This window comes from Saccharospirillum sp. MSK14-1 (genome assembly GCF_003054965.1).
Lineage (GTDB): Bacteria > Pseudomonadota > Gammaproteobacteria > Pseudomonadales > Natronospirillaceae > Saccharospirillum.
Genome location: NZ_MIES01000026.1, coordinates 639017 through 663713, shown reverse-complemented (window position 1 = coordinate 663713; position 24697 = coordinate 639017). Strand labels below are relative to the sequence as shown.

At 54.1% G+C, this 24697-nt stretch carries 31 protein-coding genes and 1 tRNA gene; 13 read left to right on the top strand and 19 right to left on the bottom strand.

Going from position 1 to position 24697, the window contains the following annotated elements:
- Nucleotides 1-27: 27 nt before the first annotated feature.
- From BGP77_RS07080 to BGP77_RS07070, 3 genes are all read right to left on the bottom strand, one after another.
- Nucleotides 28-414, bottom strand: coding sequence for a VOC family protein (locus tag BGP77_RS07080; RefSeq protein WP_108164009.1), 387 nt, complete (start codon nucleotides 412-414; stop codon nucleotides 28-30).
- Complete coding sequence (locus BGP77_RS07075; protein ID WP_108164008.1) at nucleotides 415-1431, bottom strand: isopenicillin N synthase family oxygenase; 1017 nt, start codon at nucleotides 1429-1431, stop codon at nucleotides 415-417.
- A 237-nt stretch (nucleotides 1432-1668) separates the two neighbouring features.
- Complete coding sequence (locus BGP77_RS07070; protein WP_108164007.1) at nucleotides 1669-2637, bottom strand: YafY family protein; 969 nt, start codon at nucleotides 2635-2637, stop codon at nucleotides 1669-1671.
- Between the two features lie 105 nt (nucleotides 2638-2742).
- Between BGP77_RS07070 and BGP77_RS07065 the strand changes: the two genes are divergently transcribed.
- Nucleotides 2743-3144 (top strand): GFA family protein, encoded by a 402-nt coding sequence (locus BGP77_RS07065; protein WP_108164006.1) that lies wholly within the window; start codon nucleotides 2743-2745, stop codon nucleotides 3142-3144.
- 73 nt (nucleotides 3145-3217) lie between these two features.
- Nucleotides 3218-3634 (top strand): DUF1761 domain-containing protein, encoded by a 417-nt coding sequence (locus BGP77_RS07060; RefSeq protein ID WP_108164005.1) that lies wholly within the window; start codon nucleotides 3218-3220, stop codon nucleotides 3632-3634.
- Between the two features lie 5 nt (nucleotides 3635-3639).
- Here the strand turns inward: BGP77_RS07060 and BGP77_RS07055 are convergent, their stop codons facing one another.
- Nucleotides 3640-3909, bottom strand: coding sequence for a hypothetical protein (locus tag BGP77_RS07055; RefSeq protein ID WP_108164004.1), 270 nt, complete (start codon nucleotides 3907-3909; stop codon nucleotides 3640-3642).
- Between the two features lie 28 nt (nucleotides 3910-3937).
- Complete coding sequence (locus BGP77_RS07050) at nucleotides 3938-4396, bottom strand: GNAT family N-acetyltransferase (protein ID WP_158269304.1); 459 nt, start codon at nucleotides 4394-4396, stop codon at nucleotides 3938-3940.
- A gap of 129 nt (nucleotides 4397-4525) precedes the next feature.
- Here BGP77_RS07050 and BGP77_RS07045 point away from each other — a divergent pair, with 129 nt between their 5' ends.
- Nucleotides 4526-5071 carry a thioredoxin gene (locus BGP77_RS07045; protein WP_108164002.1) on the top strand — a complete coding sequence of 182 codons (546 nt, stop codon included), beginning with the start codon at nucleotides 4526-4528 and terminating at the stop codon, nucleotides 5069-5071.
- Between the two features lie 12 nt (nucleotides 5072-5083).
- Here BGP77_RS07045 and BGP77_RS07040 read toward each other — a convergent pair whose 3' ends face one another.
- Nucleotides 5084-5704 carry a LysE family translocator gene (locus BGP77_RS07040; protein ID WP_370446830.1) on the bottom strand — a complete coding sequence of 207 codons (621 nt, stop codon included), beginning with the start codon at nucleotides 5702-5704 and terminating at the stop codon, nucleotides 5084-5086.
- Nucleotides 5705-5843: 139 nt separating this feature from the next.
- Here BGP77_RS07040 and BGP77_RS07035 point away from each other — a divergent pair, with 139 nt between their 5' ends.
- The gene (locus tag BGP77_RS07035; protein ID WP_108164001.1) at nucleotides 5844-6833 is read left to right on the top strand and encodes an LLM class flavin-dependent oxidoreductase; all 990 of its coding nucleotides are present in this window, start codon (nucleotides 5844-5846) and stop codon (nucleotides 6831-6833) included.
- A 4-nt stretch (nucleotides 6834-6837) separates the two neighbouring features.
- Here the strand turns inward: BGP77_RS07035 and BGP77_RS07030 are convergent, their stop codons facing one another.
- From BGP77_RS07030 to BGP77_RS07020, 3 genes are all read right to left on the bottom strand, one after another.
- Nucleotides 6838-7383, bottom strand: a complete 546-nt coding sequence (locus tag BGP77_RS07030; RefSeq protein ID WP_108164000.1) for a hypothetical protein — start codon at nucleotides 7381-7383, stop codon at nucleotides 6838-6840.
- 74 nt (nucleotides 7384-7457) lie between these two features.
- Complete coding sequence (locus BGP77_RS07025; RefSeq protein WP_108163999.1) at nucleotides 7458-7808, bottom strand: VOC family protein; 351 nt, start codon at nucleotides 7806-7808, stop codon at nucleotides 7458-7460.
- Between the two features lie 28 nt (nucleotides 7809-7836).
- The gene (locus BGP77_RS07020) at nucleotides 7837-8760 is read right to left on the bottom strand and encodes an SDR family NAD(P)-dependent oxidoreductase (RefSeq protein WP_108163998.1); all 924 of its coding nucleotides are present in this window, start codon (nucleotides 8758-8760) and stop codon (nucleotides 7837-7839) included.
- 75 nt (nucleotides 8761-8835) lie between these two features.
- On the opposite strand from BGP77_RS07020, the gene BGP77_RS07015 reads away from it, so the two are divergent.
- Complete coding sequence (locus tag BGP77_RS07015) at nucleotides 8836-9501, top strand: TetR/AcrR family transcriptional regulator (RefSeq protein WP_108163997.1); 666 nt, start codon at nucleotides 8836-8838, stop codon at nucleotides 9499-9501.
- Nucleotides 9502-9759: 258 nt separating this feature from the next.
- Complete coding sequence (locus BGP77_RS07010) at nucleotides 9760-10536, top strand: MipA/OmpV family protein (protein WP_146171210.1); 777 nt, start codon at nucleotides 9760-9762, stop codon at nucleotides 10534-10536.
- 11 nt (nucleotides 10537-10547) lie between these two features.
- Here BGP77_RS07010 and BGP77_RS07005 read toward each other — a convergent pair whose 3' ends face one another.
- Together BGP77_RS07005 and BGP77_RS18045 are read right to left on the bottom strand one after the other, a co-directional pair.
- Entirely contained in the window at nucleotides 10548-10952 is a 405-nt protein-coding gene (locus BGP77_RS07005) for a cupin domain-containing protein (RefSeq protein ID WP_108163995.1), read from the bottom strand.
- A gap of 209 nt (nucleotides 10953-11161) precedes the next feature.
- Nucleotides 11162-11530, bottom strand: a complete 369-nt coding sequence (locus BGP77_RS18045; RefSeq protein WP_158269303.1) for a hypothetical protein — start codon at nucleotides 11528-11530, stop codon at nucleotides 11162-11164.
- Here BGP77_RS18045 and BGP77_RS07000 point away from each other — a divergent pair.
- From BGP77_RS07000 to BGP77_RS06975, 6 genes are all read left to right on the top strand, one after another.
- The gene (locus BGP77_RS07000) at nucleotides 11529-11978 is read left to right on the top strand and encodes a GtrA family protein (RefSeq protein ID WP_158269302.1); all 450 of its coding nucleotides are present in this window, start codon (nucleotides 11529-11531) and stop codon (nucleotides 11976-11978) included. The genes BGP77_RS18045 and BGP77_RS07000 overlap by 2 nt on opposite strands.
- Nucleotides 11979-12040: 62 nt before the next feature.
- On the top strand, nucleotides 12041-12289 hold the full coding sequence (locus tag BGP77_RS06995) for a Trp family transcriptional regulator (RefSeq protein WP_108163993.1): 249 nt from the start codon (nucleotides 12041-12043) through the stop codon (nucleotides 12287-12289).
- A gap of 22 nt (nucleotides 12290-12311) precedes the next feature.
- Nucleotides 12312-13703 (top strand): anthranilate synthase component I family protein, encoded by a 1392-nt coding sequence (locus tag BGP77_RS06990; protein ID WP_108163992.1) that lies wholly within the window; start codon nucleotides 12312-12314, stop codon nucleotides 13701-13703.
- Nucleotides 13700-14362 carry an aminodeoxychorismate/anthranilate synthase component II gene (locus BGP77_RS06985; protein ID WP_108163991.1) on the top strand — a complete coding sequence of 221 codons (663 nt, stop codon included), beginning with the start codon at nucleotides 13700-13702 and terminating at the stop codon, nucleotides 14360-14362. Before BGP77_RS06990 ends, BGP77_RS06985 begins: the two co-directional genes overlap by 4 nt.
- Nucleotides 14363-14482: 120 nt before the next feature.
- A complete protein-coding gene (locus tag BGP77_RS06980) occupies nucleotides 14483-14929 on the top strand; it encodes a hypothetical protein (RefSeq protein ID WP_108163990.1) in 447 nt (148 codons plus the stop codon).
- Between the two features lie 460 nt (nucleotides 14930-15389).
- Entirely contained in the window at nucleotides 15390-15974 is a 585-nt protein-coding gene (locus BGP77_RS06975) for an outer membrane beta-barrel protein (RefSeq protein ID WP_158269301.1), read from the top strand.
- Nucleotides 15975-16049: 75 nt separating this feature from the next.
- Here BGP77_RS06975 and BGP77_RS06970 read toward each other — a convergent pair whose 3' ends face one another.
- The 5 genes from BGP77_RS06970 to BGP77_RS06950 form a co-directional block, all read right to left on the bottom strand.
- Entirely contained in the window at nucleotides 16050-16598 is a 549-nt protein-coding gene (locus tag BGP77_RS06970) for a hypothetical protein (RefSeq protein ID WP_108163988.1), read from the bottom strand.
- Between the two features lie 64 nt (nucleotides 16599-16662).
- Entirely contained in the window at nucleotides 16663-17577 is a 915-nt protein-coding gene (locus BGP77_RS06965; protein ID WP_108163987.1) for a pseudouridine-5'-phosphate glycosidase, read from the bottom strand.
- Nucleotides 17574-18653, bottom strand: a complete 1080-nt coding sequence (locus BGP77_RS06960; RefSeq protein WP_108163986.1) for a carbohydrate kinase — start codon at nucleotides 18651-18653, stop codon at nucleotides 17574-17576. Before BGP77_RS06960 ends, BGP77_RS06965 begins: the two co-directional genes overlap by 4 nt.
- 127 nt (nucleotides 18654-18780) lie before the next feature.
- A tRNA-Leu gene (locus BGP77_RS06955) sits at nucleotides 18781-18865 on the bottom strand.
- A gap of 93 nt (nucleotides 18866-18958) precedes the next feature.
- Complete coding sequence (locus tag BGP77_RS06950; protein WP_158269300.1) at nucleotides 18959-19534, bottom strand: SMI1/KNR4 family protein; 576 nt, start codon at nucleotides 19532-19534, stop codon at nucleotides 18959-18961.
- 57 nt (nucleotides 19535-19591) lie between these two features.
- Between BGP77_RS06950 and BGP77_RS06945 the strand changes: the two genes are divergently transcribed.
- The gene (locus tag BGP77_RS06945) at nucleotides 19592-20098 is read left to right on the top strand and encodes a lysozyme inhibitor LprI family protein (RefSeq protein WP_108163984.1); all 507 of its coding nucleotides are present in this window, start codon (nucleotides 19592-19594) and stop codon (nucleotides 20096-20098) included.
- Nucleotides 20099-20234: 136 nt separating this feature from the next.
- Here BGP77_RS06945 and BGP77_RS06940 read toward each other — a convergent pair whose 3' ends face one another.
- From BGP77_RS06940 to ettA, 3 genes are all read right to left on the bottom strand, one after another.
- The gene (locus BGP77_RS06940) at nucleotides 20235-20657 is read right to left on the bottom strand and encodes a BLUF domain-containing protein (RefSeq protein WP_108163983.1); all 423 of its coding nucleotides are present in this window, start codon (nucleotides 20655-20657) and stop codon (nucleotides 20235-20237) included.
- A 300-nt stretch (nucleotides 20658-20957) separates the two neighbouring features.
- Nucleotides 20958-22880: a bifunctional diguanylate cyclase/phosphodiesterase gene (locus tag BGP77_RS06935; RefSeq protein WP_108163982.1), complete on the bottom strand. Its 1923-nt coding sequence runs from the start codon at nucleotides 22878-22880 to the stop codon at nucleotides 20958-20960.
- A gap of 17 nt (nucleotides 22881-22897) precedes the next feature.
- The gene (ettA, locus tag BGP77_RS06930; RefSeq protein ID WP_108164388.1) at nucleotides 22898-24553 is read right to left on the bottom strand and encodes an energy-dependent translational throttle protein EttA; all 1656 of its coding nucleotides are present in this window, start codon (nucleotides 24551-24553) and stop codon (nucleotides 22898-22900) included.
- Between the last annotated feature and the right edge of the window lie 144 nt (nucleotides 24554-24697).

The following is a 24697-nucleotide window of genomic DNA, read 5'->3' as shown; positions in this document are numbered from 1 at the left end:
ACGTCCTTTGGGAGCGGTTTGTGTTGGCTACATCATGTAGTTGATTCGGAAAACATTACCTTCCGGGTCCAGCAAAACAGCCTGGTACCAGTGGTAGTAGGTTTCATAAGGCTCCTTGATAACCGTTGCGCCGGCAGCCACCGCTTTAGGCACGTACTGATCGACTTCTTCCTTGGAATCGACATCAATATTGAGCAGGAATTTACAGCCCTGGGTGTCGGAATACTCATCCAGTTGCAGCAGTTCATACGCATCCAGCGCATTAAAACCAATGCAGGATTTACCCGTATCCAGGCCACGAAAAATCGGTGAGCGAATTTCCGGAATTTCTTTAAAACCAAACAAATCCCGATAAAAAACATTTTGCGCTTCGATGTCTTTGGCAAAGACATTGACGTACGACAGCGTGCTCATTCAGGCCACCTCGGTTTTACTGCCACCAAAGGTGGTCTGTTTGACGAATTTGGATTTCAGATGATCACCGGAACTGACGGGCGGGTACTTGGCCTGGCCGTTTTCATCCAGACAACTGGGCAGGCACTCGATGATGGCGTCGTAGTTTGGCTGATGAAAAAACACGATCGACTGACGCGGATGTTCTGCATCGGCATCGAGCGGTGGATTAACCACCCGGTGCAAGGTCGATATCCACTGATCGTTGGTCCAGCGCATCATCAGGTCGCCGATATTGACCGCAAAGCCGCCTTCGACGTAGGGCACATCGACCCATTCACCTTTGGCATTGCAGGCTTGCAGGCCACCTGGGGAATCGTCCGGGCGTACAATGGTCAGGCTGCCGTAGTCGCTGTGCGCACCCGCACGCATCTGACCGGGTTCGATTTTATCGCCCACATTGGGATAGCTGAGCGTGCGCAGCATGGAAATTTCTTTGTCGATTTTGTCATCGAAAAAGAACTCATCGAGTTTTAACGACAACGCAAAAATGCGCATCAATGAACGCGCCAAGTCACTCATCGCCGCAAAATAGTCGGCGTACGCCTGTTCAAAACCGGGAATGTTCTGCGGCCAGACATTGGGCGCAAAATGAGGCCCGGCAACATCCAGGCTGTGGTATTCATCGTCGGGCACATCGACCGGCCCAATGGAGAAGCTTTCTTTTAAATCACCCGGCGCTGCTTCTTCGAGTGAGTACGATAAACTCTCTTCAGCCACCGCACTGTAACCACGGACCATGTCGGCACGCGGTCGATCCACTTGGCGTTTTTCGGCCATGGGTTGATTGAAAAAATCACGGCTTAATTGATAGACGCGTTCCACCAGTTTTTCATCAATGCCATGATTAACGATGACCAGAAAACCAATGTCTTTACAGGCCTGATCAACCGCTTGAGCGACCTGCTGTTTGCCTGCGTCGGAGCCATCAAAATACGGCGCCAAATCAATGGTGGGTACCTGCTCTAACTTCGTCATGCTGTTTGCCCTCGAATGACTTCAGTTCACAGCGAGGCCATGCAACCCATCCCTTTTGGCTGAGTGCTCGCTCGAAACTGGGCAGAGCAGTAAGCGTGCCAATAAATAAATTGCAATAAAAACAAGGAGTTATTTTTGTAGGAAAGATTGATGTGGATCAAATGGTCCAAATTAGAGCTTCTGGTCTGAACGAAAGCACGAATTGAGGGCAAAGATCCGCGATGCGTCAGAACGCCTTTATTCAGCCGGATTAACCAGACGCAACAGATGTTCCGCGTGCTGGGTGATCGCCGTGCGCAATTCCAACGGTTGCAGAATCGTAAAGTCCACCGATAAACCGCACAGTGTGACAGCCAGCCAGTCAAGATTGGGCGTCCGGGTGCGCAGCAACAAACCGTTCTGGATAGGAATATAAACACCGCCAAACCACCCCAATTGACGGGACACATTGTGCGACTGAGTGTGCAGTTCGATCTCGACATCCCAAAGATTTTCGTGACCGGCAAATAAACCCGTCAAACTGTCGGATAGATAACGCGCCGCATCGAAATCGGCCGGGCGCAAAAAACTGTGAGGCAACGCTGCGATACGGGTTACCCGATCCAGCCGAAATGAACGCAGGTCCTGACGCAGATGGCAATAACCACTGACATACCAGTATCCGGCTCGGAACACTAAGCCGTAGGGGTCGAGCTCGCGCTCAGACACCTCGCCATCGACACTGCAGTAAGTCAGACGCACCCGTTGCTGAGCCAGCGACGTTTCCGTCAGCGTGATAAAAACGCCCTCATCAATTTCGGTTCGCGCCGGCGTCCGCGCCATCTGCGTGGTTTCACCAATAGCGCGCACCCGTCGTTTCAAGCCGTCGGGCATGACCCGTTCCAATTTGGCGCGCACGCTGGCAACCGCCACATCGTTTTCTGCCAGTCCCAAGCCGGAGGCCGCCACCAACCCGAGCGCGACAGCGAGCGTTTCTTCGTCGGTGAACATCATCGGTGGCAATTTAAAACCTGCGACCAGTGAATAGCCGCCGTCCCGACCGCGCTCCGCCACCACTGGCACACCCATCTCTTCCAGCGCCTGGATGTAACGACGCACGGTACGACCGTCGACCTCCAGGCGGCGCGCCAGCTCGCTGCCACTGAGACGGCGATGCGTCTGCAACAGTTCCAGCAAGGTCAACACACGCGTGGTTGGACGGGTCATAGCAGTCTCCAGAATCGGGTGTCCAGATTCGCATCGAATTAGGGCGTATACCAGCCTAAATGCGTTCTAACCTCTGAGCTCCTCTCACTCAGCGGAGCCATCGTCATGAAAACCACGCACACCGGCAGTTGCCATTGCGGCGCTGTCAGAATCGAAGCGGACATTGATTTGCATGAAGGCAGCGGCAAATGCAACTGCTCCATCTGCACTAAGACACGCGCCTGGAACGTCAACCTGAAACCCGATCAATTCCGGCTGTTGGCCGGTGCTGAAGCGCTCAGCAGCTATCGCTTTGGCGAGGTGATGAATCATTTGTTTTGCAAACACTGCGGGGTACGACCTTTTGGTCGCGGTACGCTCGATGTCCTGGGCGGCGACTTTGTCACCGTTAACCTGGCTTGCCTGGATTCACTCGAGCCTGAACAACTGGCGCACATGGCGGTGCGTTACTGCGATGGTCGTCACGATAACTGGTTTGAGGAACCGGCGGTGACGCAATACCTGTAGAGATTACAAGCGCTTTAAATCTAGACAACACCGTTATTCGAATCGGTTCATCTTCCCCAAAAGGAACACTTAAATGACCAATGCACTGTATTCATTAAACGTCTTGGCGGTGCTCGCCGCCTTTGCCCCTTATTTTGTATTAGGCGCGCTCTGGTTCACTGTGTTTTTTAAAAATGCTTATCAAAAAGCCTTGGGGCGAGGTCCGGATGCAACGCCCGCGAACGCACCGATTTTTATCATCGGCCCAGCTGTTTGTAGCCTGGTGGTAACCGTGGCGGCTGACTTGTTAATGCAAAGGCTAACCATCAACAGCGCCGGTGAAACATTCGCCTTTGCAATGGTCATCGGGCTGGGATTTCTAGTGGCGAATACCGTGAATATCGCGATTAACCCAAACATTCCAAAACCGATATTTTATAGCCTGATTACCGGCAGCTATCACTTAGTGGGCTTTACCATGGCGTGTTTTATTTTGTACGGATTGCAGTGACGGCATTAAGGTTCGCCGCAACGCACACGCATCGCTCGCCACTGGCGGTTGTACTGAACCGCGATATCGTTGTTGTACATCATCGAGTAAATCCAGGTTGGGTCGTACCGGTGTAACCCATCACGCACTTCATAATGTTTGCCCAGTCGCGCTTCGATGGCGCTGCTGGGCAACCCTTTTGCCTGCACACAAAAATCGTACGCGCGTTCGGCCTGACTGGCCGCTGATAAATACAAGCCGAGTGCCATCAATAAAGCGATTACGACAAACTTCATCGTCAGTCCAACGTTTTAATTATCTGCATTAAAAGTAGTCAGGAATGTCGCCCTGCGAAAAGTCGGGATGGATTATTCGCACCATGCAACAACTTCCAGTAGCCACACATTCAAAACCCAATCGTCGATAGAACAGCGGATCAATGTCACTGTGCAGGTAGACGGCTCTGGCTTGATTGCGTTCGATCAGCCATGCAACCACAGCATTCACCAGATCGGACGCATAGCCTTGCCGTCGATAGTCAGGATCCGTAGCAACCGCAGCAATGCCATAGCAACCGCCCGGTAATCGATAACGATCGTGGAAGACAATCAAAGACGCCACCGCCTGGCCCTGGTGATCCCAAACAAACCACTCGCCCGACGCGTATTTCTCACTGGTGCGGCAATCGCGCAGGTGCGTGGCCATATCGTCACCATCCCCCCAGGCGTCGTAGCCCATTTGATATAGCCGGTCCATTTCCTCGGGTTGAGGCTGTCTTAACATCCCGCACTGTCCCATACGCATTCATACCGTGATGCTAATCTAGTGCAATCGGCGCACCAAACGAAATGCTTTACCCGGCCAGCACAGTGGCGCACCATCCTTAATCGATAACAACTGTTGGAAGATAACATGGTTCATGGAGCACCTTTGATTTGGGGATCCGGCGCTCGTTTGTTTGAGGTCTTTCTCGAACCCACCTGCCCGTTTTCAGTAAAAGCCTTCAACAAACTGGATGCCTTACTCAATGCAGCCGGTGCCGACCAGATTCGCATTCAGATCTGGTTGCATTCGCAACCCTGGCATTTGTATTCCGGGGTGATCGTGCGTTGTATTCTGGCCGCGTCGACGCTTGAAAACGGACGCGATAAAGCAAAAGCGGTGATGCAGGCCGTTGCTGATCACCGCGAAGCGTTTGAGTTCGACAACCACTGCACCGGACCCAATCGAGACGCCACGCCCAACGACATTATCCTGCGCATTGAACAGTACAGTGGTGTCAAATTAACCGCTGCTTTTGAGCAGGTTGAGCTGGACAAACTGATCAAACACCACGGCAAATATGCGCGTCAAAACGGTATCCATGTGTCACCGACCTTTATGGTTGATGGCCTGGTTCAGCCGTCATTGGGCAGTGGTGACGCAGTGGAAGACTGGGCCAACCAACTCTTGAGCTAACCGATTGTCGCCTCAGCTGTGCTCAGTCATCGCCAGTTTTAATCCCAGTGCTGCAAAGCTGCCGGCAAAGAGTTTTTGCAGCACCACACCCGCGCGCTGGGATTGAGTGACCCATTGTCGGAATTGGTTAGCAAGCAATCCATAACCGATAAACACCACCAGTGTCATCAGCATAAAGACACCGCCGAGCAACAGCATTTGCATCAGGGGCTGGCCCGCTTCGGGGTGCACGAATTGCGGCATAAAGGCGAGGAAGAAAATGGACAGCTTCGGGTTGAGGATGTTGATCAGCAAGCCTTTCAACGCCACGGACAAGGCACCTTTTTCATGGCCACCGTCCGCGACGCTCATCGGGCCGCTCGAGCGCCACATCGACCAGGCCAGATACAGCAGATAAATCACCCCGGCGTATTTGATGATCTGAAAGGCCAGTACGCTGGTGTGAAAAATCACCGCCAGGCCGAGTACGCTGGCCAACAGCGGTGGCACGATGCCCAAGGTGCAACCAGCGGCGGCATAAAAACTGGCACGACGGCTGACAAACAGCCCGGTGGCAACGGTATACAGCACGCCAGTGCCAGGAATCAGTACCACAACCAGGGACGTTAATAGAAATTCCAAGCTGATCATCATCGTCTCACTTTCATAGACGCAGCGTGTCACAGGTGACTTCTGACACTGCTTGCGCTCCCCATTGATGACCCCATAACAGGGCCAAGTTCGGTCCCTATCTTATAGAGGGATTCGCCCATCGCCCAGTTTTGGAGTTTCTATGACCGCCTTTTCCGTGCTCGATCTTGCGCCCATCACCGAAGGTTCCGACGTCCGCCAGGCGTTGCACAACAGTCGTGATTTAGCGCGTCACGTCGAGCAGCTTGGCTACACCCGCTTTTGGATGGCGGAACATCACAACATGACCGGCATCGCCAGCGCCGCTACCTCGGTGGCGCTCTGCTTTGTCGCCGAAGGCACCGAACGCATTCGCATCGGCTCTGGCGGTGTCATGCTGCCCAACCATTCACCGCTGGTGATCGCCGAGCAATACGGCACCCTGGCCGAGCTGTACCCGGACCGGGTCGATCTGGGACTGGGGCGCGCTCCGGGCACCGATGGCGCCACCATGCAGGCCATGCGTCGCGATCCGATGTCGGCCGCCGATCGTTTTCCCGATGACGTTCAGGAATTGCTGGCCTATCTGGAACCGCTGCAGGAAGGCCAGCGCATCAAAGCCGTTCCTGGAGCCGGCACGCGCATTCCCATCTGGCTGCTTGGCTCCAGTCTGTATTCGGCGCAACTGGCGGCGACTCTGGGTTTGCCTTTTGCTTTTGCATCGCATTTCGCGCCGGATATGCTCGACCAGGCGCTGGCGATTTATCGCGAACGCTTCGAGCCTTCGACGTATCTGGACAAACCTTACTGTGCGGCGGCGGCCAACCTGTTCGCCGCCGATACCGACGCCGAAGGCGAACGTCTGAAGACATCGATGATGCAACAGTTTGTCGCGCTGCGTCGGGGCACACCGGGCAAAATGCCGCCACCGGTCGATGACCTGGACAGCATCGGTTCGCCAATGGAACGCATGCAGGTGGAGCACGCTCTGGTGGAATCTGCGGTGGGATCACCGCAGAGTGTGCGACGCTGGTTGGCGGCCTTTATCAGTCGCACTCAGGTGGATGAGGTCATTCTGACCGGGCCGATCTTTGATCACGCCGCCCGGCTGAAATCCTACAGCATCGGCGCAGAGGCAATGCAGGGTTTGTGACCCTTTAACCGAACAGCTGATCAATCAGACTGAGCGGCTTTTGCATCGACTGATACGCATCGATGCCTGACTTGCCAGTGCCCTGAGCGACTTCCGTCAGGTAGTACAGGTCGCCGTTTTCGAAGGCGGCCTTGGCTTCTTCATCGGTCATATTGGCCAACACCTGCTGCTGCTCTTCACTCAGCCAGTCCGGCGCTTCCTGATTGTCGGCAATCAGTTGGTAGGCATTGAACAAGGCTTTCGACGGCACCGAGCCATTGGCTTCGTGTTCAGCCATGGCTTGACTCAAGGCTTCTTCAGCCGCCGACAGGGTTTCATCCGCCAGCGACAAACCTTGACTGGCCCATTGCTGAATCTGGCTGTCGCCACCAAAAACCAACCGCGCCAGATGGTTCTTCGATGCCGCACCGGAGAGCATGGCCGTTTCCATGGCCGCCTGCTGCTCGGTTCGTTCGATGGGATCAATCACACCGGCAGCTTCTTGCCGCCGGGTATCCACGGTTTGGATAAATTGTTCCGCCCATTGCGTGAGCGAGCCCGACACATTCATGCTGACACCTCGGTTTTAGCAAGCCTCTGCGGATTCCATAACAAGAGGTGTGCCAGCTCTGGCGCCGGTTAGCTTTACTCCGACCAGACGGCGAATTCATTGCCACTGGGCTCGGCAAAATGAAAACGGCGCCCTCCCGGAAACTCATAAACGTCCTGCAAAATAACCCCACCGGCGGCCTCGACTTTGGCTTGAGTTGCTGCCAAATCCTGGCTGTATAGCACCACCAAAACCGAGCCCAGCGCAGCCCTGGCTTGCAGATCGGATTGATAAAACCCGCCGTCCATTCCACCACCGGTAAAGGCGGTATAGCTTGGACCGTAATCGACAAAGCTCCAGTCAAAGGCGGCACTGAAAAATGCCTTGGTGGCGGCTAAATCGAAAGCGGGAAATTCCAGATAATTTATGGATTCGTGCGTGTTCATCGGCTGTTCCTAAGCAAGCGACCAACCGTTAAGTTGCCCCATTCAACTGCGCCAGTAAAGCGTCACTGGTGGCAAATAAATCGGCGCTTAATGACACTTCCTCAACAGGAAACCAAGGCGATAATTCCCGGCCACTCCAGTGCATATAAGCCCCGGGATTGGGGAGCGGTTCAGCGCCGCTGAGATAGCCCGCCAGCAACGCACCGGAGCGTTGCGCCGTGTTGCTGTCAGCAAACACACCCAGCCGTGCCAACGATGGCATCACCCATTTCCAGGCCCATCGAGCGACGGCTCCGTGCTCACGGGCAAGGCCCGTACCGGGCATCAGCCCTGGATCAAATGAAAAGTAATGCCGGTGCGAATCCCGTGCGGCGAAGTGACGGGCCGACATCAGGTTATACAGCTTGGACGTTGCATACGCCGCCCGGCAGGCCGCGGCACCGTCCAGGTTGGGGTAATCGCCGATCGCTACGTCTTTAACGGCGGTTCCGGAAGCCCCCCGAAACCCCGCTTGCCGTGCGGTGCGATTGTTAATGTCGTGGGTGCCACTGCTGGTCCAACCGATACGCGCACCGGTTTTAAGGTGACTGACCAATCCCTGATACAACTGATGATGGGCCAGGTGATTCACCGCGAAGGTACTTTCCAAGCCATCCTCCGTACGATGCAATTGACCCGATGCCTGAATACCCGCATTGAACATCACACCATCCAGCGCGGGCAGATTCGTTTCGGCTTGCGCCAAAAAGTCGGTGACCGATGGCAAAGACGCCAAATCGAGTTCCGGCGTGCTAATGCGCGCTGCGCCTTTGCTCTGCAGTTCAAGCACCAGTTGTTGTCCACGGTCCACATCGCGCACGGGCAAAATTAATTCACTGGCCTCAGGCAGCAGCTGTTCAGCGAGCTGTCGCCCCAGGCCGGAGGTCGCGCCGGTAATCAGATAGGTTGTCATGATCAAGGTATGCCTTGTTGCTGAGCAGGTGACGTCATAATATGAAGCATCCTTCAGCTTTTAAATTCGCATTCCATGAGCGCAACCCCACCCCAGCTGAAAGCCCGAAAACTGCCGGTTCAGGCGCGTTCTGCACACACACTGACGGTGATTTTCGATGCCACCGTTCAGGTTTTACTGCGCGATGGATATTCGCGCCTGACGACCACGCGCGTGGCCGAACGCGCCGGTGTGTCAGTGGGCAGCCTGTATCAGTATTTCCCAAACAAAGAAGCGTTATTGGCGGCGGTGATGGGGCGCCATCTTGACCATATTGGTGAGGCTATGGAGCAAGCCTGCATCGCTGGTAAAGGTCAGGACACCGCCACCATGGCGGCACAGCTGGTGGATGGTTTTATGGATGCAAAACTCGATCAGGTGGGGTTATCACGCGCGCTGTATCAGCTGCCCATGGCGTTAGGCCGTGATGAACAGGCGGCCCAAACCACGGAACGCTGCGCCAGGGCAATCCATAATATGCTGGCCTCGCGAAAGGCCTCTCTTGAAGCGCAATCGATGGCGGTCTTTGTCGTCACCACCTGCCTGATTGGACCCATGCAAACCTTGCTTACTGGCCACGAACCCACCCCGGAAAATGTGGCCGCTTTGCGCGTTGAGCTGAAACAGTTGCTCTTGGGTTATCTGCAACAACTGTTGGGCGAAACGAAGCCACAACCTCACACAGTGAACGATTCACAGTGACGCAGTCTTCGCCGGCAAACCATTGGCTGATCCGGTAAACCGATGAACCGACAACCTCCGTATAACCGCTGGCTTGGCGATGACGACCGGCTGTCACCGCCCTTCAACAGGTAACGGATTCCCGCCCATACGCCGGGCGGCGCGACGGACGCGCCATGCGCGCGACAAACGGTCATCGTCGCGCCATACCGTTATGATAAAGTGGCTGTTTTCCCGAGGCAGCCACTGCCTATTCAAGAGTGCACCAGGAGATCTGTGGTGGTCGTTCGACTGTGTTTGATGAGTGTGTGTTTGTGGGTGGGCAGCGTTGCGGCCGCCGATTTATCCGTGGGTCTGGGCGCGGCCATTTTGCCTCCACTGGATAACGACGACGATTGGCAGGTTTTTCCGGCGCCCTCCTTTCGCTATCAAGCGGGGGGATATTCGGTTTCCTCTCAGGGGCCTGGGATCAGTGCAGATCTGGTACCGAGCCGTTTAGTCAGTCTGGGACCGTTGCTGCGTTACAGCGGTGGCCGCGATGAAGCCAACCTCCCGGACATCCCCGCGTCAGCCGAGATGGGCGTGTCCGTAGGCAGCGGCATTCCCTGGCGTGTCATCGGCGTGCCACTACCGGGTGTGATTACCGCCGGCGCTGAAGCCGTGACCACTTGGCCGGGAGGGCATGAGTCGCCTTATGGCCAAATCAAACTCGGTTGGGTCTTACCGGCCACAGAACGCTGGACGCTGATCAGCAATGCCAGCCTCAGCTATTTTGGTGACGACTACGCTGATCGTTTTTTCTCACTCGACGCGACCCAGGCCAATCGCGCCGGCACACAACCCTTTGATGCCGATGCTGGCTGGCAGGACGCCAGTCTTGGCGTGGTTTCGGTCTATCAGTTCAAGCCACGTTGGTCGGCCGTTGTGGTGTACAGCTACAGCCGCTATTTCGGGGATGCGGCCGACAGTCCGGCCACTGAGATCCTCAATGATCGTGACCGTCAGGTGATGGTGTTCAGCGTCAGTTATCAGTGGCTGGGTGAACGCGGCCGCTAACCCAGCGGCGTTCACTCTTGAGGTGCCGGCCGATGCTGGGTGTTTTCACCGGCCGTGATAAACAGCAGCCGACACGCCTCGCTGGATTCTGCGTAATGCCAAACGCCACGCGGAACGACAACAAAGGCCCCGGGCTCACGCAAGGTAATCGTTTCATCGCCGTTGCTGTGTTGCAGAACAAAATCCACGGCACCGTCGAGCAAACAGACAATCTCTTCACCGCAGGGGTGCATCTCAGCCTGCGACCAGCGCCCTATTGATCGGGCCTGGGTGATCAAAAATTCATGGTGAAAATCACCCAGCTCGCCACTCATTAATCGCGGCCAGAAGTGTTCATCCAGCGCCAGTGTTTCGGCACGGGCATCGACGCCCAGACGGACGGCGGTCTGGTCAAAACTGTAAGGATTCGCGGCCATAGTGGATGGTCCTGTTCGTTGAGTCGGCATGATTGCTTTCCAGTTTTGCCGCGCATCGGTCGGTTGATCGCAGGCCTATCCCCGGCTCAAGCGGTTTAGATAGGTGATGCAGTTCACATCACTACTCAGTTTTGACATATTAAAACGGGCAAAAACCAGCGCTTTCACTAATCTTCTCAGCTGCAAACTCGCAGGTTTGTAACCTCAGCTCAAGGATGCTCTAACGCAACGGATGACATCCCTTCCTCTCTGTCTCCTATACCCGACCGCTTGGTGCATCCAACAACGCCGTCTTGGCTGATCGATATCACACTGATTCGGCAGCTGACATCCGCGGTGAGCCTGAGTCCATCCGCAATGACCTGCGGGAACTTCTGATGAATCAGGCTCAGAACCAGACCGCGGCCGACTGACTTGAACTTCGGTTCAGGTGACAAGCCTCCAGCGTTACGCCTGGAGGCTTTTTGATGTTCGCCGATGGCCACCGTCGATAAACTTAAGGCCAGTGATCGATACTGGTCAGCTTCGCCGGTTACCGGTAGAGTGCGCCACTGTTGTCCTGTTTTCGATGCTGCCATGCTGAATCGTCTGCGGCATTCCACTCATCATGCCGTCACCTTTACCCGTTACGCTCTGGTCGCCAGCACCATCTCGATCATCGACGCCGGTGGGCTCTACGCCTTACACGAAGGTTTGGGGTGGAACGTCTTCTTCTCGCGCCTGTGCTCTTATTTTTGCGCCATGACCACCGGCTATTTCCTGAACCGACATTTCACCTTTCACAATCATCGACGAGTCCATCGTCTGTCGGTCGAGCTGGCGCATTATTACGGTGTCCACTCCACGGGTGGACTCATCAACTATGGCGTTTTCAGCCTGGTGCTGGTGATCGGGCACCACCTGCAGCTGCCAGCCTTTTGGGATTTCTGGCTGCCGCTTTTGGGCGTTTGGCTCGGTGGCGTGGCCGGCATGTGCTTCAACTACACCCTCTCTCATAAACTCATTTTCCGTCGCCACCAAGACTGATCGGCTAGGCCCAAAAAACTCAGTGCTTGACAGCGCGGCCAAAATAAATATCGTACTAGTACATGAGTACATCCACTGACTACAAAGCCGAGCTGCTGGAGCACTTGCTGGCCATCGATGACGCCCAATCTCTGGACGCGGCCCTGGACAGTCTGCTTACACCGGCAGAATACATTGAGATCAGCAAACGACTGCAGATCTTCAAAATGCTGCGCGCCGGTGTGCCTCAACGCAAGATTGCCGAAACACTGGGTGTCGGCATCGCCACTGTCTCTCGCGGCGCCCGCGCGCTGAACGACGACACTCACTGAACACAGACCAGGAATTCCCATTATGTCCGAGCGCCCTCAACCGTTTCGGCTGCCGCGCAAACCTCACTATGTGAAGCTGGCAGCTGACTGCGATTTTTTTGAATTGTTCAAGAAGTTAGAAAAGCGATTCGACATTTGTTACATGCTCGAATCCCTGGGTGAAGACAGCCATATCTCACGCTACTCAACCATCGGTTTCGATCCGGAATTTGTGATCTACGCCAACGGCAGAACACTGACCATTGAAGAGCGTGACGGTCAGCGCCAAGACTACGACAGCGACAACCCCTACCAGTTACTGCGCGACATCATGCCGCAGAACATAATCTCTCGGCGCTACGCGGGTGGCCTGACGGGCTATCTGGGTTACGATGCCATGCAGTATTTTGAACCCAGCCTGTCGCTAAAACACAACGACGATTTCGATACCTTCCGCTTTGGCCTTTATAAAGACGGCTTAATTCTCGACAAGATGACCGGTGAGGTTATCTACTTTCATTACGGCGATAGTCGCATCGGTTTTCTCGAGGCCTTAATCGACACCGATTATGAAGGCAATGGACCACTGCGGATCGAGTTCGAAGGCGACACCATGAGCCAGTCCGAACACGCCAAAGCCGTTGCGAAAGTTAAGAACGACATCATCAATGGCAAAATTTTCCAATGCGAAGTCGGTTTCAAAAAACGCCTAAAACTTGATGGCGACACCATCAATATTTACGAGAAACTGCGTGAGGTGAATCCCTCTCCGCAAATGTACTATGTGAAATTTGGCGAACAGAAACTCATCGGCGCCAGCCCTGAAATGCTGTTCCGACTGCGCCAGGGTGAAATGGAGACTTTTCCATTGGCCGGCACCACTAAGCGCGGCGAAACCGAACAGGAAGACACCCAGTTTGCAAGGACCTTGTTAAACGATCCGAAAGAAATTGCCGAGCACAATATGATCGTTGACCTGCACCGCAATGACATCGGTCGCGTTGCTCGCTTTGGCACGGTTAAAGTCCGTTCGCTAATGGACATCAAACGCTTCAGCCATGTACAACATATTGCCAGCGAGATCGTCGGCATCATTGATGAAGACGAGGATATGTTCAGCGCGCTCGCCAGCAACTTCCCAGCCGGCACTTTAACCGGTGCGCCTAAAATTGAAGCCATGAAAATCATCGACGAGCTGGAAACCGACGGCCGCGGACCTTACGGCGGCGGCGTAGGACATTTCTCGTTTAACGGCGACTGCACCTTTGCCATTCCAATTCGCACCGTATTTGCCAATGGCAGCCGTGCCTATGTTCAGACCTGTGGCGGCAATGTTTACGACAGCAATGCTGAAGATGAATACGAAGAAATTCGCCGCAAATTTGCCGGCACCCGAATGGCGTTGGCGCCTTTTATGGAAGGAGAACTCGAATGAAGGTTTTGATCATCGATAACTACGACTCCTTCACCTACAATCTGTATCAATACATCGGTGAAATTCTCTCCACGGCGAAGCGTCGTGGTCGGCTGGATGCGTTCGAAGTGCTGGTTAAGCGCAATGATGAAATCAGCCTGGCCGAAGTGCGTGACCTGAATCCGGACCGCATCATAATTTCTCCCGGGCCGGGTTCACCGGATGACGAAAAATATTTTGGTGTTTGTGCTTCAGTGATTACCGAACTGGGTCCAACGATTCCACTGCTGGGAGTCTGTTTAGGCATGCAAGGCATCGTGCATTGCTTCGGCGGCAAAGTGGTGCTCGCCCCGCTGCCTATGCACGGCAAAATCAGCCCGGTGACTCATGCCGGCGAATCGGTTTTTGCAAATGTCCCCGACCAGCTGGCGGTAATGCGCTATCACTCGTTGATTGCAGAAGCAGCATCTTTGCCCGAATGTTTACGAGTGACCGCTGCGGTTGGTGATTTAACAGCAGATCAGTTTGAGGATCGCAGTGCATTGCAACAAGCCGGCGACTTCGAATTGATGGGTGTGCAACATCGCGACTACCCGATCCACGGCATTCAGTTTCATCCTGAATCGTTTGCGACCGAGGGTGGCAAGGAAATGCTGGAGAACTTTATTCTGTCCGCCTGACACCGATGGCGGACAGATATGACACTTATCAAATCGTCAATGATTGCTGACACATATTTTTTCTTATAACTTTGTAACTGCATTCAATTCACCCCGAATTGTATATTTCTGGAAATCCCTATGAGAAAAAAAATCTTGGTTGCTGTAGCGATCCTGATGACCTCTGGACTTGCCTATGCTGACCGCGACGGAATTCTCTTAAGCGCCGGCTTTGGTCTTGGGGGAAACAAACTAATTTACGTTAACGAAGAAGAAAATGTTGATTTGGATGCCAGTTGGGGCGGAGCCTTTCAGCTAAAGCTAGGTGGCATCATTAGCCATCAACATGCCGTCTATCTACACTTCCAAAACTCACTTTTTAGTTTCCAGGAAACCTCATCAAGAGATGAGTTCGCAGCATTTACAGGATTCAGCGGTTTAGGATATACCTACTTTGCCAACCCAACTATCGGCTCCCCTTATATAGAAGCAAGTATTGGTAGAGCAGCTTTCGTTGCAATCGAATCAGCAAGCACAAGCAACAACAATTCTCCTTTTATGCAAGCTGCCCAGGGCAGTACTTTTTAGTCGGAGCTGGATACGAGTTCAATAATTTTATGCAGGCAGGGGTGACACTGGAAAACTACTATAACTATAGCAATGACCGTTCAAATTGGGATCTTCATCACGTGACTGTCGCTGTCAAATTTGAGCTTAAGATCCAGTAGCAATCGATGTTTTGAAACACATTTTTTGATTCAGCCATTAAGCGTGTATGGCTCATCATTAAGAAATACATCAATAGCACCTACTCTTCAGTGTCGAATAGGCATCAAAAGCTGAAGCAATAAACAGTAAAGAAACTGTAGTCAGTCATTCTATTGTCCGTAATGTCAGCAAACTTTACCGGCAACCCCATCACATCCCGCGTCTAATTCAGACTTCCTGTGATCTACTTCACTGTGTACCCCCTAATTCGGTCTGTACCGTCTCGCTCCATGATCGCTTCATGTCGAAGTGATTGAGACTACAGAAAGGGATAATGATCATGACACAGACCAAGACCCAGAAAATTTGTACAGCCGGTTTGGCAACAGTTCTTTTAGGAACTAGCGGTATTGCACTGGCTGATCGTACCCCGCTCTATTTGTCTGGCGGTGCCGGTATTGGCGCCAATAATTTAACGTCCGATGGTTCTCTGGGCGAGGTTGAAACTGAGGCGACGTCCGGCTTGCTGCGCTCTCTGAAAGCGGGCTTTATGTTAAACGATCGAAACGCTCTGTACGTGCACGCACGCTCTTCCGATTTTGACTATGAAACGGAAGATACGAACATCGAGTTTGAAGACGCGCAGACCACACTGATCGGCCTGGGTTACACCCATTACACCAGTCCAACCGCAGGCTCACCCTACTTTGAAGTGACTGCCGGTATGGCCGGTTTCAATGTGGAAGATAACAGCTTCGATATTGAGTCCAGTGGTAAAGGCATCCTCGTCGGCGCTGGCTATGAATTCAACAAGCACCTGCAAATGGGTGCGGTTTATACCATGGCTGAAACCGAAGATGATGATGACAGCGACACCACTTACACCACCAGCTCTCTGGGGCTGAAAGTTGAACTGAAACTTTAATCCGCATCATAAAAAACGGGAGCCAGATGGCTCCCGTTTTTTATTGTTCAGTGCGAAAAACTGACGCGACCAAATCTATAAACCTTGAATCATACTGCCCGGCAAATGATTGCCCTCGGCATCGGCCACCACGGCGCAGTTCACCACCATCTCAGTAGCTGTAATGCTAACCCAACCATTGGCTTCGGCGTCAAAAAGAGCCGATTCTGATGTCAGCTCGCGGCGTTCAGATGTTGCGATCCAGCGCACTTCATAAATCTGCCAAATAGGACTGTAGGGTCGGTTGACGCTGGTGGCACCAATAGGATCAGGCGCTGACGGTAAAATAGCGGGCTGGTCGCCCTCAGGAAAACCGTAAATGCGCTCGATGACCGTCTTGAGTTCCGGCGGTTTGGGGCGAGGTGGTAACGCATCGTTCAATCGAGGGGCGAAGTTGGCGTTCTTGTCGATGGCGGCCGCGACCGGCGAGGCGTCGGTAGTGATGTAATACACCTTGCGGTCATCGAACCAGCCAGGAAACAGCGGCATGGTGATACTGGGTTCGCTGACCGGGCTTGAACCCAAACTGGCGCAACCGGTCATCAACAGGCTGATCAAGCCCAATCCAATCCAACGTTTTTTCATGCTGCCTGCTCCCTATCCAAATTCAGTCAACTCAGTATAGGGAGTGGCAGCAAAGACGAAAGTTCTATCGGTTGGACAATTGTCGGGCGATGCCAGCAGCCAGGCGAGCGTTGTTAAACACCAGCTGAATGTTGCTGGCCAGGCTGTCCCCGCCGGTCAGTTCCGCCACCCGCGCCAGCAGGAAGGGAGTGGAGGCTTTACCGGCAATGCCCTGCTCCTGAGCTTCGCTCAACGCCTGCTCGATGGCGGCATCGATGGCCGATTTCTCCATGGCAAACTCGGACGGAATGGGGTTGGCGATGACCACGCCGCCATCGAGCCCCAGCGCCCATTTCGCCGCCAGGAAATCGGCGATCTCAGCATCGCTGTCGAGCCGGTAGTCGACTGTTTCATCACTGTCACGGGTATAGAACGCCGGCAGCGTTTCGGTCTGGTAACCAAGCACTGGTACGCCCTGGGTTTCCAGATACTCGCGCGTCAGTGCCAGATCCAGAATGGATTTGGCGCCGGCACAAATCACCGCGACCGAGGTATGCGCCAGCTCTTGTAAGTCGGCGGAAATATCGAAGCTCTGTTGCGCACCGCGATGCACACCACCAATACCACCTGTGGCGAAGACACGAATACCGGCGAGGTCGGCGATAATCATGGTTGCAGCGACGGTCGTGGCGCCGTGCTGTCCACGGGCAATGACGTAGGGCAAATCACGCCGCGAGCATTTCGCAACGTCCTGACCCGCTTTCGCCAGCACCTGAATTTCAGCGTCCGACAGCCCCGCTTTCAAACGGCCATCAAGAATGGCGATGGTGGCCGGAACAGCCCCGGCATCGCGAATAATCTGCTCCACCTGACAGGCGGTTTCGTAGTTCTGCGGCCACGGCATGCCGTGCGAGATGATGGTGCTTTCCAGCGCGACGACGGGCTTGCCATCGGCCAGAGCGGCCGCGACTTCAGGGCTGATATCAAGATAAGAATTCATCGGTTTTCGATCCATTGTTGGACAGAGGTTTCGGTTAAATCGGGATGATTGGCGCCATCGGTTTCCAACGTCAGGCCAGCGCAACCCAGACCAAAGGCGGCCTGAGCGGCCAGATCACCGCCGCTTAATGCAGCGTGCAGAATGCCGGCAAAGAGAGCATCACCGGCGCCGGTATCATTGTGAAGCTCGACTCGATAGGGCGCCTGTTGATGTCGATCTTCGGCGCGCGATAACAGCACACCATCACTCCCCAGGCTCAGTACCAGTTGATCCACACCGGCCTCATGCAGTCGGGACAGCAGTTGATCATCATCCAGATTGGTTGCATTCAGAATGGCGGCCGCTTCACTGCGGTTCACCTTTAACGCGCGCAACTTTGACAACAACGGCCGCAGCCGCGGCGCTTTCGTGGCGGAAACCGCGTCAGCATAGAGTCGGCCACGCAATGGCAGGGTACCGACCCAAGCCAGCGTCTCGGCCGACAGATTGGCTTCAACCACCAGAGTATCGGCAGCCACCAGCCGCGATTGCAGCGGTGCCAGACGCTGTGGCGTCAGCGCATCAATAATGCCCATATCGGCAATAGCGCCAACCAACTGGCCGTTGGCATCGTTCATCGCCAGATAGGTGCTGGTCGGTAAATCCGGATCACGCAGCAGACCATCGATGCCTATGCCCGCCAGACGAATGCGTTCACTCAGCCAGTCGCCCCCCGGATCACGGCCAATCAGACTGATCAAACTGACGTTGTGCCCGAGCCGGGCCAGATTCTCAGCGATGTTCCGCCCCACGCCACCAGCACTCTGACGCAGTGAACCCGGGTTGGAATCGGCGGGTAGAAAAGCCGCACTCGATTGACCGGTCAGATCAACATTGGCACCGCCCAGAACGACCATCTGCTCGCCTTCCGGCAGCAGATAGCCCTTGCCCAATATCTTGCCCTGGCGCGTCAGACGCATGATATGGCCGGCGACCGACTCGCGGCTGAGCCCCAGTTGATCGGCCAGCTGTTGCTGACTGGCCAGCGGGTTCTGGCGAATGGCATCGAGCAAACGGGTTTCGATGGATGGCGTCATAAACTAACATCTGTTTATCTTATAACTTTTGTTAAGTCTGCCTCATAGGCGCACGACTGACAAGCACAGGATAACCAGCACTGAGCAACAACCACTGTTGGTGAAGAGAAGGAGGGATTCGATCAGATGGTGCGGACGGAGAGACTCGAACTCTCACACCTTGCGGCACCAGAACCTAAATCTGGCGTGTCTACCAATTCCACCACGTCCGCATGGAAGGACGGAGGATACTAATGATTTCCGGCGCCCGGGGCAACTGTCGTTTTATGCCCGCCGTATCAGGCCGCCTCAATAGTCCAGCGCGATCAACAGCTCACTGAAGCTGGAAAAGGGGCGGGCAGAATTTCAACACCATCGTAGCTCAAATAAACGACTGAGGGCTCTGCCGGGGCATTAAAATCAAGACAAAGCAGGTCACTATTATCACTGGCGAAGGGAACCTGCTTCTCCCAGTCACGTCCCTCCAGTGCGTTGTCATAATCGCCCCTAGAAAAGCAATCCCGCAGCGTGTTCATCTCGCTGTTACCGCTTCGTGTTGCTGGCAGGTACATGCCGTCAAACAGAGTGAATGTAACCTTTCCTAATTCTCTGACAGCAGCGACATCAAAGATTAGCCGCAACGATTTTCTCATGTCGTTTAAGGCACAGGGGTAGCTGAAATCATGCCCTGCATTAAAGCCTCCACATTGACTAATAAAATCGAGAAACAGCTCAGGAAACCGATGCCCCAGCTTTGTTTCAAGAGCTGTGAATGCCGCAGCATCCGGACGCTCGTCATTGGCTAAAAAATACAAGTCTTTAAGCTTGGCGTTCTGTGCCGGTATATCGGCGGCCTCGCCAAGAAAAACGGCCTGCTGTGCTTTATTCTGGATCAAGGTCAAAGAACTTCTTACTACTCTTTTCCGGATAAAGCGTTGTTATTCAAGGAGCAACCGGGCTTGTTACCGGCCATCATCAGTCCGCCCTTGCCATCGCGCAGAACGCTTATGAAAAAGGCACCTACAGTAGAGCATCCTGTGTTTTTTGAGGAAATTATGAACAATCTTTTCACCGCCGTTTTAGCTGGTTTATTACTCACCGTATCAGCAGTCACCCTTGCTGAAGATTGCAGCGATGCTATTAACACCATTGATATGAACGAATGTCTGTCGAGCAACTTTACGGTCGCCCGCACGGAAATGAACAACTATCTTCAAGCCAGCTTAGATCGCTACGCCCATGACCCAGAGTTGATTCAATCAATTAATGTGGCGCAAAAAGATTGGGACACCTATCGAACATCGAACTGCGACGCTGTTCATACAAAATGGCGGCGTGGCACCATCAGAGACGCCATGGCAATCAGCTGCGGAATTCGGCTCACGGAACAAAGAACTCATGAGCTTTGGGAGAATTATTTAACGTTTGCCGACAGTACGCCGCCCGTATTACCAGAGCCTCAATAACCACTGGCAATATAACAGTCATACGTTCTATCGCATGTCGGGTTAGACATCGCTGACTGATCTTTCACGCCGCTTAGCGGCGTTCATTCGATATCGGTGATGCCGATCGTGGACACAAACCGTAGAAAATCGTTATCTATAGTGAGTTACGCAGGTCTAAAAACGTTTTCTTACCTCGATTGAGGCTGGAAGCAATCACATTTAACGGGGTTTTGCCGGGATCAAAATCTTCATACCCAACGAACAGTTCTTTAACGGTGTCTTCATCAAGCATTTTGAATGCCATAGACCAATCCGAAAAAGCTCTTTGATCAATATATCCCTGATAAAAAACTTCGACACTGGTATGCCGCTCGTCCTTAAAGACAGCGTCAAAAAGGGCTTTAATTGCCATTTCTTCGCCCTCTAAAATCTGCATTATTTCTCGATTGTGATAAACCAGCATGCCTGTTATCCCGGCAGCTTGGTTTTTAGCTCTGGCTTTTTCTAATATTTGAAAAAGTTCAGTTTCAGATAAACCGGCTGGTGCGATGCTTGTATACAGTAATTCGTACAGCATAGTGTGGCCTCCCTGTTAATTGATTGAAATAGAATTTCCCACGGCCGCTGTGCATCGGTTTTAGGCACAACCGACATATCGCAGTGACTCGGATTAATCGTATCTTTTGGTCTCTTTTTTACGGATTCCCATTAAGATTCGGGACGAATCCGATAGCGCCGTCGTACGGTCGTTTATCTCTAGCCAGAGGCTCGCGGCCATCGCAGCAACTCTTTCACAGTAACAGTGTAGACAATCACAACCGTTGCGGCTGCACCTGGGTCACAGCCAATGGGCAGTAAGCGGTATCAGGTCATTGAATTACTGTCGCGATAAGCGCCGTTGCTCAAACCATTCAATCGCTTCACCCAGCGGCCGCGGGCGGGCATAAACAAAACCCTGAATCAGGTTACAACCCAGACCGGTTACGGCATTGAGTTCAGCTTCGGTTTCCACACCTTCGGCGACGACCTGTATCGATAACGACTGACACAGATCGACCACGGCACGCACCACGGCCATTTGTTTATCGGATTGCGGCAGGTCGTGAATAAAGGTGCGGTCGAGTTTGACCACCTGGAACGGCAGGTCGGGCAGGCGCGATAAATTAGCGTAGCCGGTACCGAAATCATCCAGCGCCAGAGTAATACCCAGCTCACAGAAGGCTTCCAGTAGTTCGCGGAAATCGGCGTTCTGGTCCGGCAGCTGATGTTCAGTGACTTCCACTTCCAGATAACGCAACACTTCCGGATGCCGTTCATGCCAGGCGCGTAAATAATGCAGCGTGTCGCGGTTAACGCTCTGCACGCTGAAATTAACGCCTAGCGTGACCGGCTGCGCACCCTCGCCCAGTTGGCGGGCGATTAACATCAAGGTCTGTTCCAGCACCCAGCGGTCGAGTTCACGGATGGAACCGTTGTGTTCGGCCAGGTCGATAAAGTGGCCAGGGTAAATCAGATCGCCGCCTTCGTTTTGCAGCCGCACCAGACTTTCCAGCGCCTGAATCTCACCGGTACGGCAATCGATGCGCGGCTGCAAATGGATTTCCATATCGTGCTGCTGCAAGGCACGCGTTAACGTCTGCGCTTTGTTCAATCGGCGCTGCGCCTGGTCTTCATAACCAGCATGATACCAGTGCACCTGATTGCGACCGAGTTTCTTGGCATTGAACAACGCCACTCCGGCATTACGATGCAACTCGCCTGCACTGTCACCATGACGCGGCGAACGCGCTACGCCGATCGACACCGTAAACGAATAGCTGGCGCCACCGAGATTGAACGGCTGCGTCAGTTGTACATGTAGATCGCTAAGGCGTTGCTCTCGGTTGTCTTCGCCTTGATCGTCCTGATGCGGGCCTTGCCAGAAGACGACAAATTCATCGGCGGCGACACGCGCCAGGAAATCGCCCTGATCACTTTGTTCCGACAAACGCGCGCCCAACTGTCGCAACAATTGATCGCCGGCTTCACCGCCCATGGAATCGTTCAGCACTTTGAAATGATCGATGTCGATGTGCAGGCACCAGAGGTTGGTTGCCTCTTCATCGTCAAGCTGCTCCATAAAGCTGCGCAACCCCGGCTGATTGGCAAAGCCCGTCAGCGGATCGAGCCACTGATCAGCGCGCAATTGCGCATCCGCCATCTTGTAAGGCGTGATGTCGAAGGCAACCCCCAGTACCGCCACGGTTTCACCCTCGGCATCCAGCCAGGGGTGCCACTCCAGCCGAAACCAATGCACACCCTGATTCGGGGCTTCCATTTTCAGCTCGTTCAACTGAACCTGCCGATTGGCCCAGACAGCCGCGTCGCTGTCTTCAAACACCTCAACCAAGGCGCTGTGCAAAACATCGGCATCGCTGCGCCCGCTCGGGTCGGCGCCGTTGCACCAGTTCGTGCGGAATGCGGCATTCGCCGCCAGATAACGCCCCGCCCGATCTTTCAACCAGGCGGGATAAGGCAGCCATTCAAAGGTTTGCAAAGACAATGACGCCGCTGGGTTTGTCGCGGCCACATTATCCAGCCTGGATGAATCCAATAAGGTTCGAACCTGAGAGACGGCGGCGATCGCCAACAGCAACACCACAACACCCGCGGCGGTGGCGATCAGATCCTGTCGCAGCGTAAAAAAACACAGTCCCAAGGCCACCGCCAGACCGGCGGCAAACGCCAACAGACTGAGTTTTCTCATTCGCTGCACTAGAGCGCGACGCTGTTCTCGATCGGCCTTACCTTCGGACGTCATTCGGACGCGCCACCCCGTTACTGAATGCGTTTGTATTTAATGCGCTTAGGACCTTCGTTGCCGGTCCGCTTGCGATAATCCGCATCGTACTCGGTGAAGTTGCCTTCGAAGAAGACGGCTTTGGAGTCGCCTTCAAACGCCAATATGTGCGTCGCCACCCGGTCGAGGAACCAGCGATCGTGCGAAATCACCATCGCCGCACCCGGGAAGGCCAGCAAGGCTTCTTCCAGTGCACGCAAGGTTTCAACATCCAGATCGTTGGTCGGTTCGTCGAGCATCAGGACGTTGCCGCCTTCTTTCAGCAGCTTGGCCAGGTTGAGTCGGTTGCGCTCACCACCGGACAGTTGCTTAACGTATTTCTGCTGCGACGAGCCTTTGAAATTGAAGCGGCCAATGTAGGCGCGCGACGGAATTTCATAACCGTTAACACTGAGAATATCCTGACCGTCGGAGACTTCCTCCCAGACCGTTTTGGAACCATCCAGTTCGCGCATCTGACCGACGTAAGCCAGATCAACCGTCTCACCGACTTTGATCGAACCGGCGTCCGGCTGTTCCATACCGGCGATCATTTTAAACAGCGTCGACTTACCGGCACCGTTACCCCCGATGATGCCGACAATGGCGCCCGGCGGTAACGAGAAACTCAAATCTTCATACAACAAGGTGCCGTTGAACGACTTGGACACGCCGTCGGCCTGAATCACCACATCGCCCAGACGCGGGCCCGGTGGGATGTAGATTTCGTTGGTCTCGTTGCGTTCCTGGAATTCGCGCGAATTCATCTCGTCGAACTGACGCAGACGCGCCTTGGATTTAGCCTGACGCCCTTTGGCATTCTGGCGCACCCATTCCAGCTCCGCCTTGATGGCTTTTTCGTGCGATTGCTGTTGCTTGGCTTCCATCTCCAGGCGTTTTTCTTTCTGCTCCAGCCAGTTGCTGTAGTTGCCTTCGAACGGAATGCCGTGGCCGCGGTCGAGTTCCAGAATCCAGCCGGCGACGTTATCGAGGAAGTAGCGATCGTGGGTAATGGCCACCACGGTGCCGGAGAATTCGTGCAGGAAGCGTTCGAGCCAGGCGACGGATTCGGCATCCAAATGGTTGGTCGGTTCGTCGAGCAACAGCATATCGGGGTTCGACAGCAGCAAACGACACAGCGCCACCCGGCGGCGTTCACCACCGGACAGATGTTCAACCTTGGCATCCCAGGGTGGCAGCCGCAGCGCATCGGCGGCCTGCTCCAAACGGTTTTCCAGGTTATGGCCATCCGCCGCGGCGAGCAGATTTTCCAGTTCCTGCTGTTCGGCGGCGAGCTTGTCGAAATCGGCATCCGGCTCGGCGTAAGCGGCGTAGATTTGCTCCAGCTTGGCCTGTGCTTCGGACAGATGCGACAACGCTTCTTCAACGCTTTCGCGCACGGTTTTGCTGTCGTCCAGTTCCGGCTCCTGCGGCAGATAGCCGATGTTCAGATCCGGCTGAGGCCGGGCTTCACCGATGTAGTCTTTGTCGACACCGGCCATGATGCGCAGCAGCGTCGACTTACCGGCACCGTTAAGACCGAGCACACCGATTTTGGCGCCAGGAAAGAAGGACAGTGAAATGTCCTTCAGAATTTCAGTTTTGGGCGGAACCACCTTGCCCACGCGGTTCATGGTAAATACGTATTGAGCCACCAGTGCACCTTTGCCTTGATGTAATAAATGAGGAAGTGCGGCGGATGCCAAACAGCGAGCGAATTGAACAGCGGCTCGCCGGGGTATCCATAATGAGCGACTAGGGTAGAGAAAAGCCCTGACTATGGGAAGGCTGGCCGCGTT

Coding starts and splice junctions, on each gene's coding strand:
- BGP77_RS07065 (WP_108164006.1), top strand. CDS start 2,743: ATGAAAACCACGCACACCGGCAGTTGCCATTGCGGCGCTGTCAGAATC.
- BGP77_RS07070 (WP_108164007.1), bottom strand. CDS start 2,637: ATGACCCGTCCAACCACGCGTGTGTTGACCTTGCTGGAACTGTTGCAG.
- BGP77_RS06985 (WP_108163991.1), top strand. CDS start 13,700: ATGAAGGTTTTGATCATCGATAACTACGACTCCTTCACCTACAATCTG.
- BGP77_RS06975 (WP_158269301.1), top strand. CDS start 15,390: ATGACACAGACCAAGACCCAGAAAATTTGTACAGCCGGTTTGGCAACA.
- BGP77_RS07040 (WP_370446830.1), bottom strand. CDS start 5,704: ATGATGATCAGCTTGGAATTTCTATTAACGTCCCTGGTTGTGGTACTG.
- BGP77_RS06980 (WP_108163990.1), top strand. CDS start 14,483: ATGAGAAAAAAAATCTTGGTTGCTGTAGCGATCCTGATGACCTCTGGA.
- BGP77_RS06970 (WP_108163988.1), bottom strand. CDS start 16,598: ATGAAAAAACGTTGGATTGGATTGGGCTTGATCAGCCTGTTGATGACC.
- BGP77_RS07035 (WP_108164001.1), top strand. CDS start 5,844: ATGACCGCCTTTTCCGTGCTCGATCTTGCGCCCATCACCGAAGGTTCC.
- BGP77_RS07025 (WP_108163999.1), bottom strand. CDS start 7,808: ATGAACACGCACGAATCCATAAATTATCTGGAATTTCCCGCTTTCGAT.
- BGP77_RS07000 (WP_158269302.1), top strand. CDS start 11,529: ATGCTGAATCGTCTGCGGCATTCCACTCATCATGCCGTCACCTTTACC.
- BGP77_RS07075 (WP_108164008.1), bottom strand. CDS start 1,431: ATGACGAAGTTAGAGCAGGTACCCACCATTGATTTGGCGCCGTATTTT.
- BGP77_RS07015 (WP_108163997.1), top strand. CDS start 8,836: ATGAGCGCAACCCCACCCCAGCTGAAAGCCCGAAAACTGCCGGTTCAG.
- BGP77_RS06960 (WP_108163986.1), bottom strand. CDS start 18,653: ATGACGCCATCCATCGAAACCCGTTTGCTCGATGCCATTCGCCAGAAC.
- BGP77_RS06940 (WP_108163983.1), bottom strand. CDS start 20,657: ATGCTGTACGAATTACTGTATACAAGCATCGCACCAGCCGGTTTATCT.
- BGP77_RS06995 (WP_108163993.1), top strand. CDS start 12,041: ATGAGTACATCCACTGACTACAAAGCCGAGCTGCTGGAGCACTTGCTG.
- BGP77_RS07080 (WP_108164009.1), bottom strand. CDS start 414: ATGAGCACGCTGTCGTACGTCAATGTCTTTGCCAAAGACATCGAAGCG.
- BGP77_RS06935 (WP_108163982.1), bottom strand. CDS start 22,880: ATGACGTCCGAAGGTAAGGCCGATCGAGAACAGCGTCGCGCTCTAGTG.
- BGP77_RS07020 (WP_108163998.1), bottom strand. CDS start 8,760: ATGACAACCTATCTGATTACCGGCGCGACCTCCGGCCTGGGGCGACAG.
- BGP77_RS07030 (WP_108164000.1), bottom strand. CDS start 7,383: ATGAATGTGTCGGGCTCGCTCACGCAATGGGCGGAACAATTTATCCAA.
- BGP77_RS07045 (WP_108164002.1), top strand. CDS start 4,526: ATGGTTCATGGAGCACCTTTGATTTGGGGATCCGGCGCTCGTTTGTTT.
- BGP77_RS07055 (WP_108164004.1), bottom strand. CDS start 3,909: ATGAAGTTTGTCGTAATCGCTTTATTGATGGCACTCGGCTTGTATTTA.
- BGP77_RS07050 (WP_158269304.1), bottom strand. CDS start 4,396: ATGTTAAGACAGCCTCAACCCGAGGAAATGGACCGGCTATATCAAATG.
- BGP77_RS07005 (WP_108163995.1), bottom strand. CDS start 10,952: ATGGCCGCGAATCCTTACAGTTTTGACCAGACCGCCGTCCGTCTGGGC.
- BGP77_RS07060 (WP_108164005.1), top strand. CDS start 3,218: ATGACCAATGCACTGTATTCATTAAACGTCTTGGCGGTGCTCGCCGCC.
- BGP77_RS18045 (WP_158269303.1), bottom strand. CDS start 11,530: ATGGCAGCATCGAAAACAGGACAACAGTGGCGCACTCTACCGGTAACC.
- BGP77_RS06990 (WP_108163992.1), top strand. CDS start 12,312: ATGTCCGAGCGCCCTCAACCGTTTCGGCTGCCGCGCAAACCTCACTAT.
- BGP77_RS06965 (WP_108163987.1), bottom strand. CDS start 17,577: ATGAATTCTTATCTTGATATCAGCCCTGAAGTCGCGGCCGCTCTGGCC.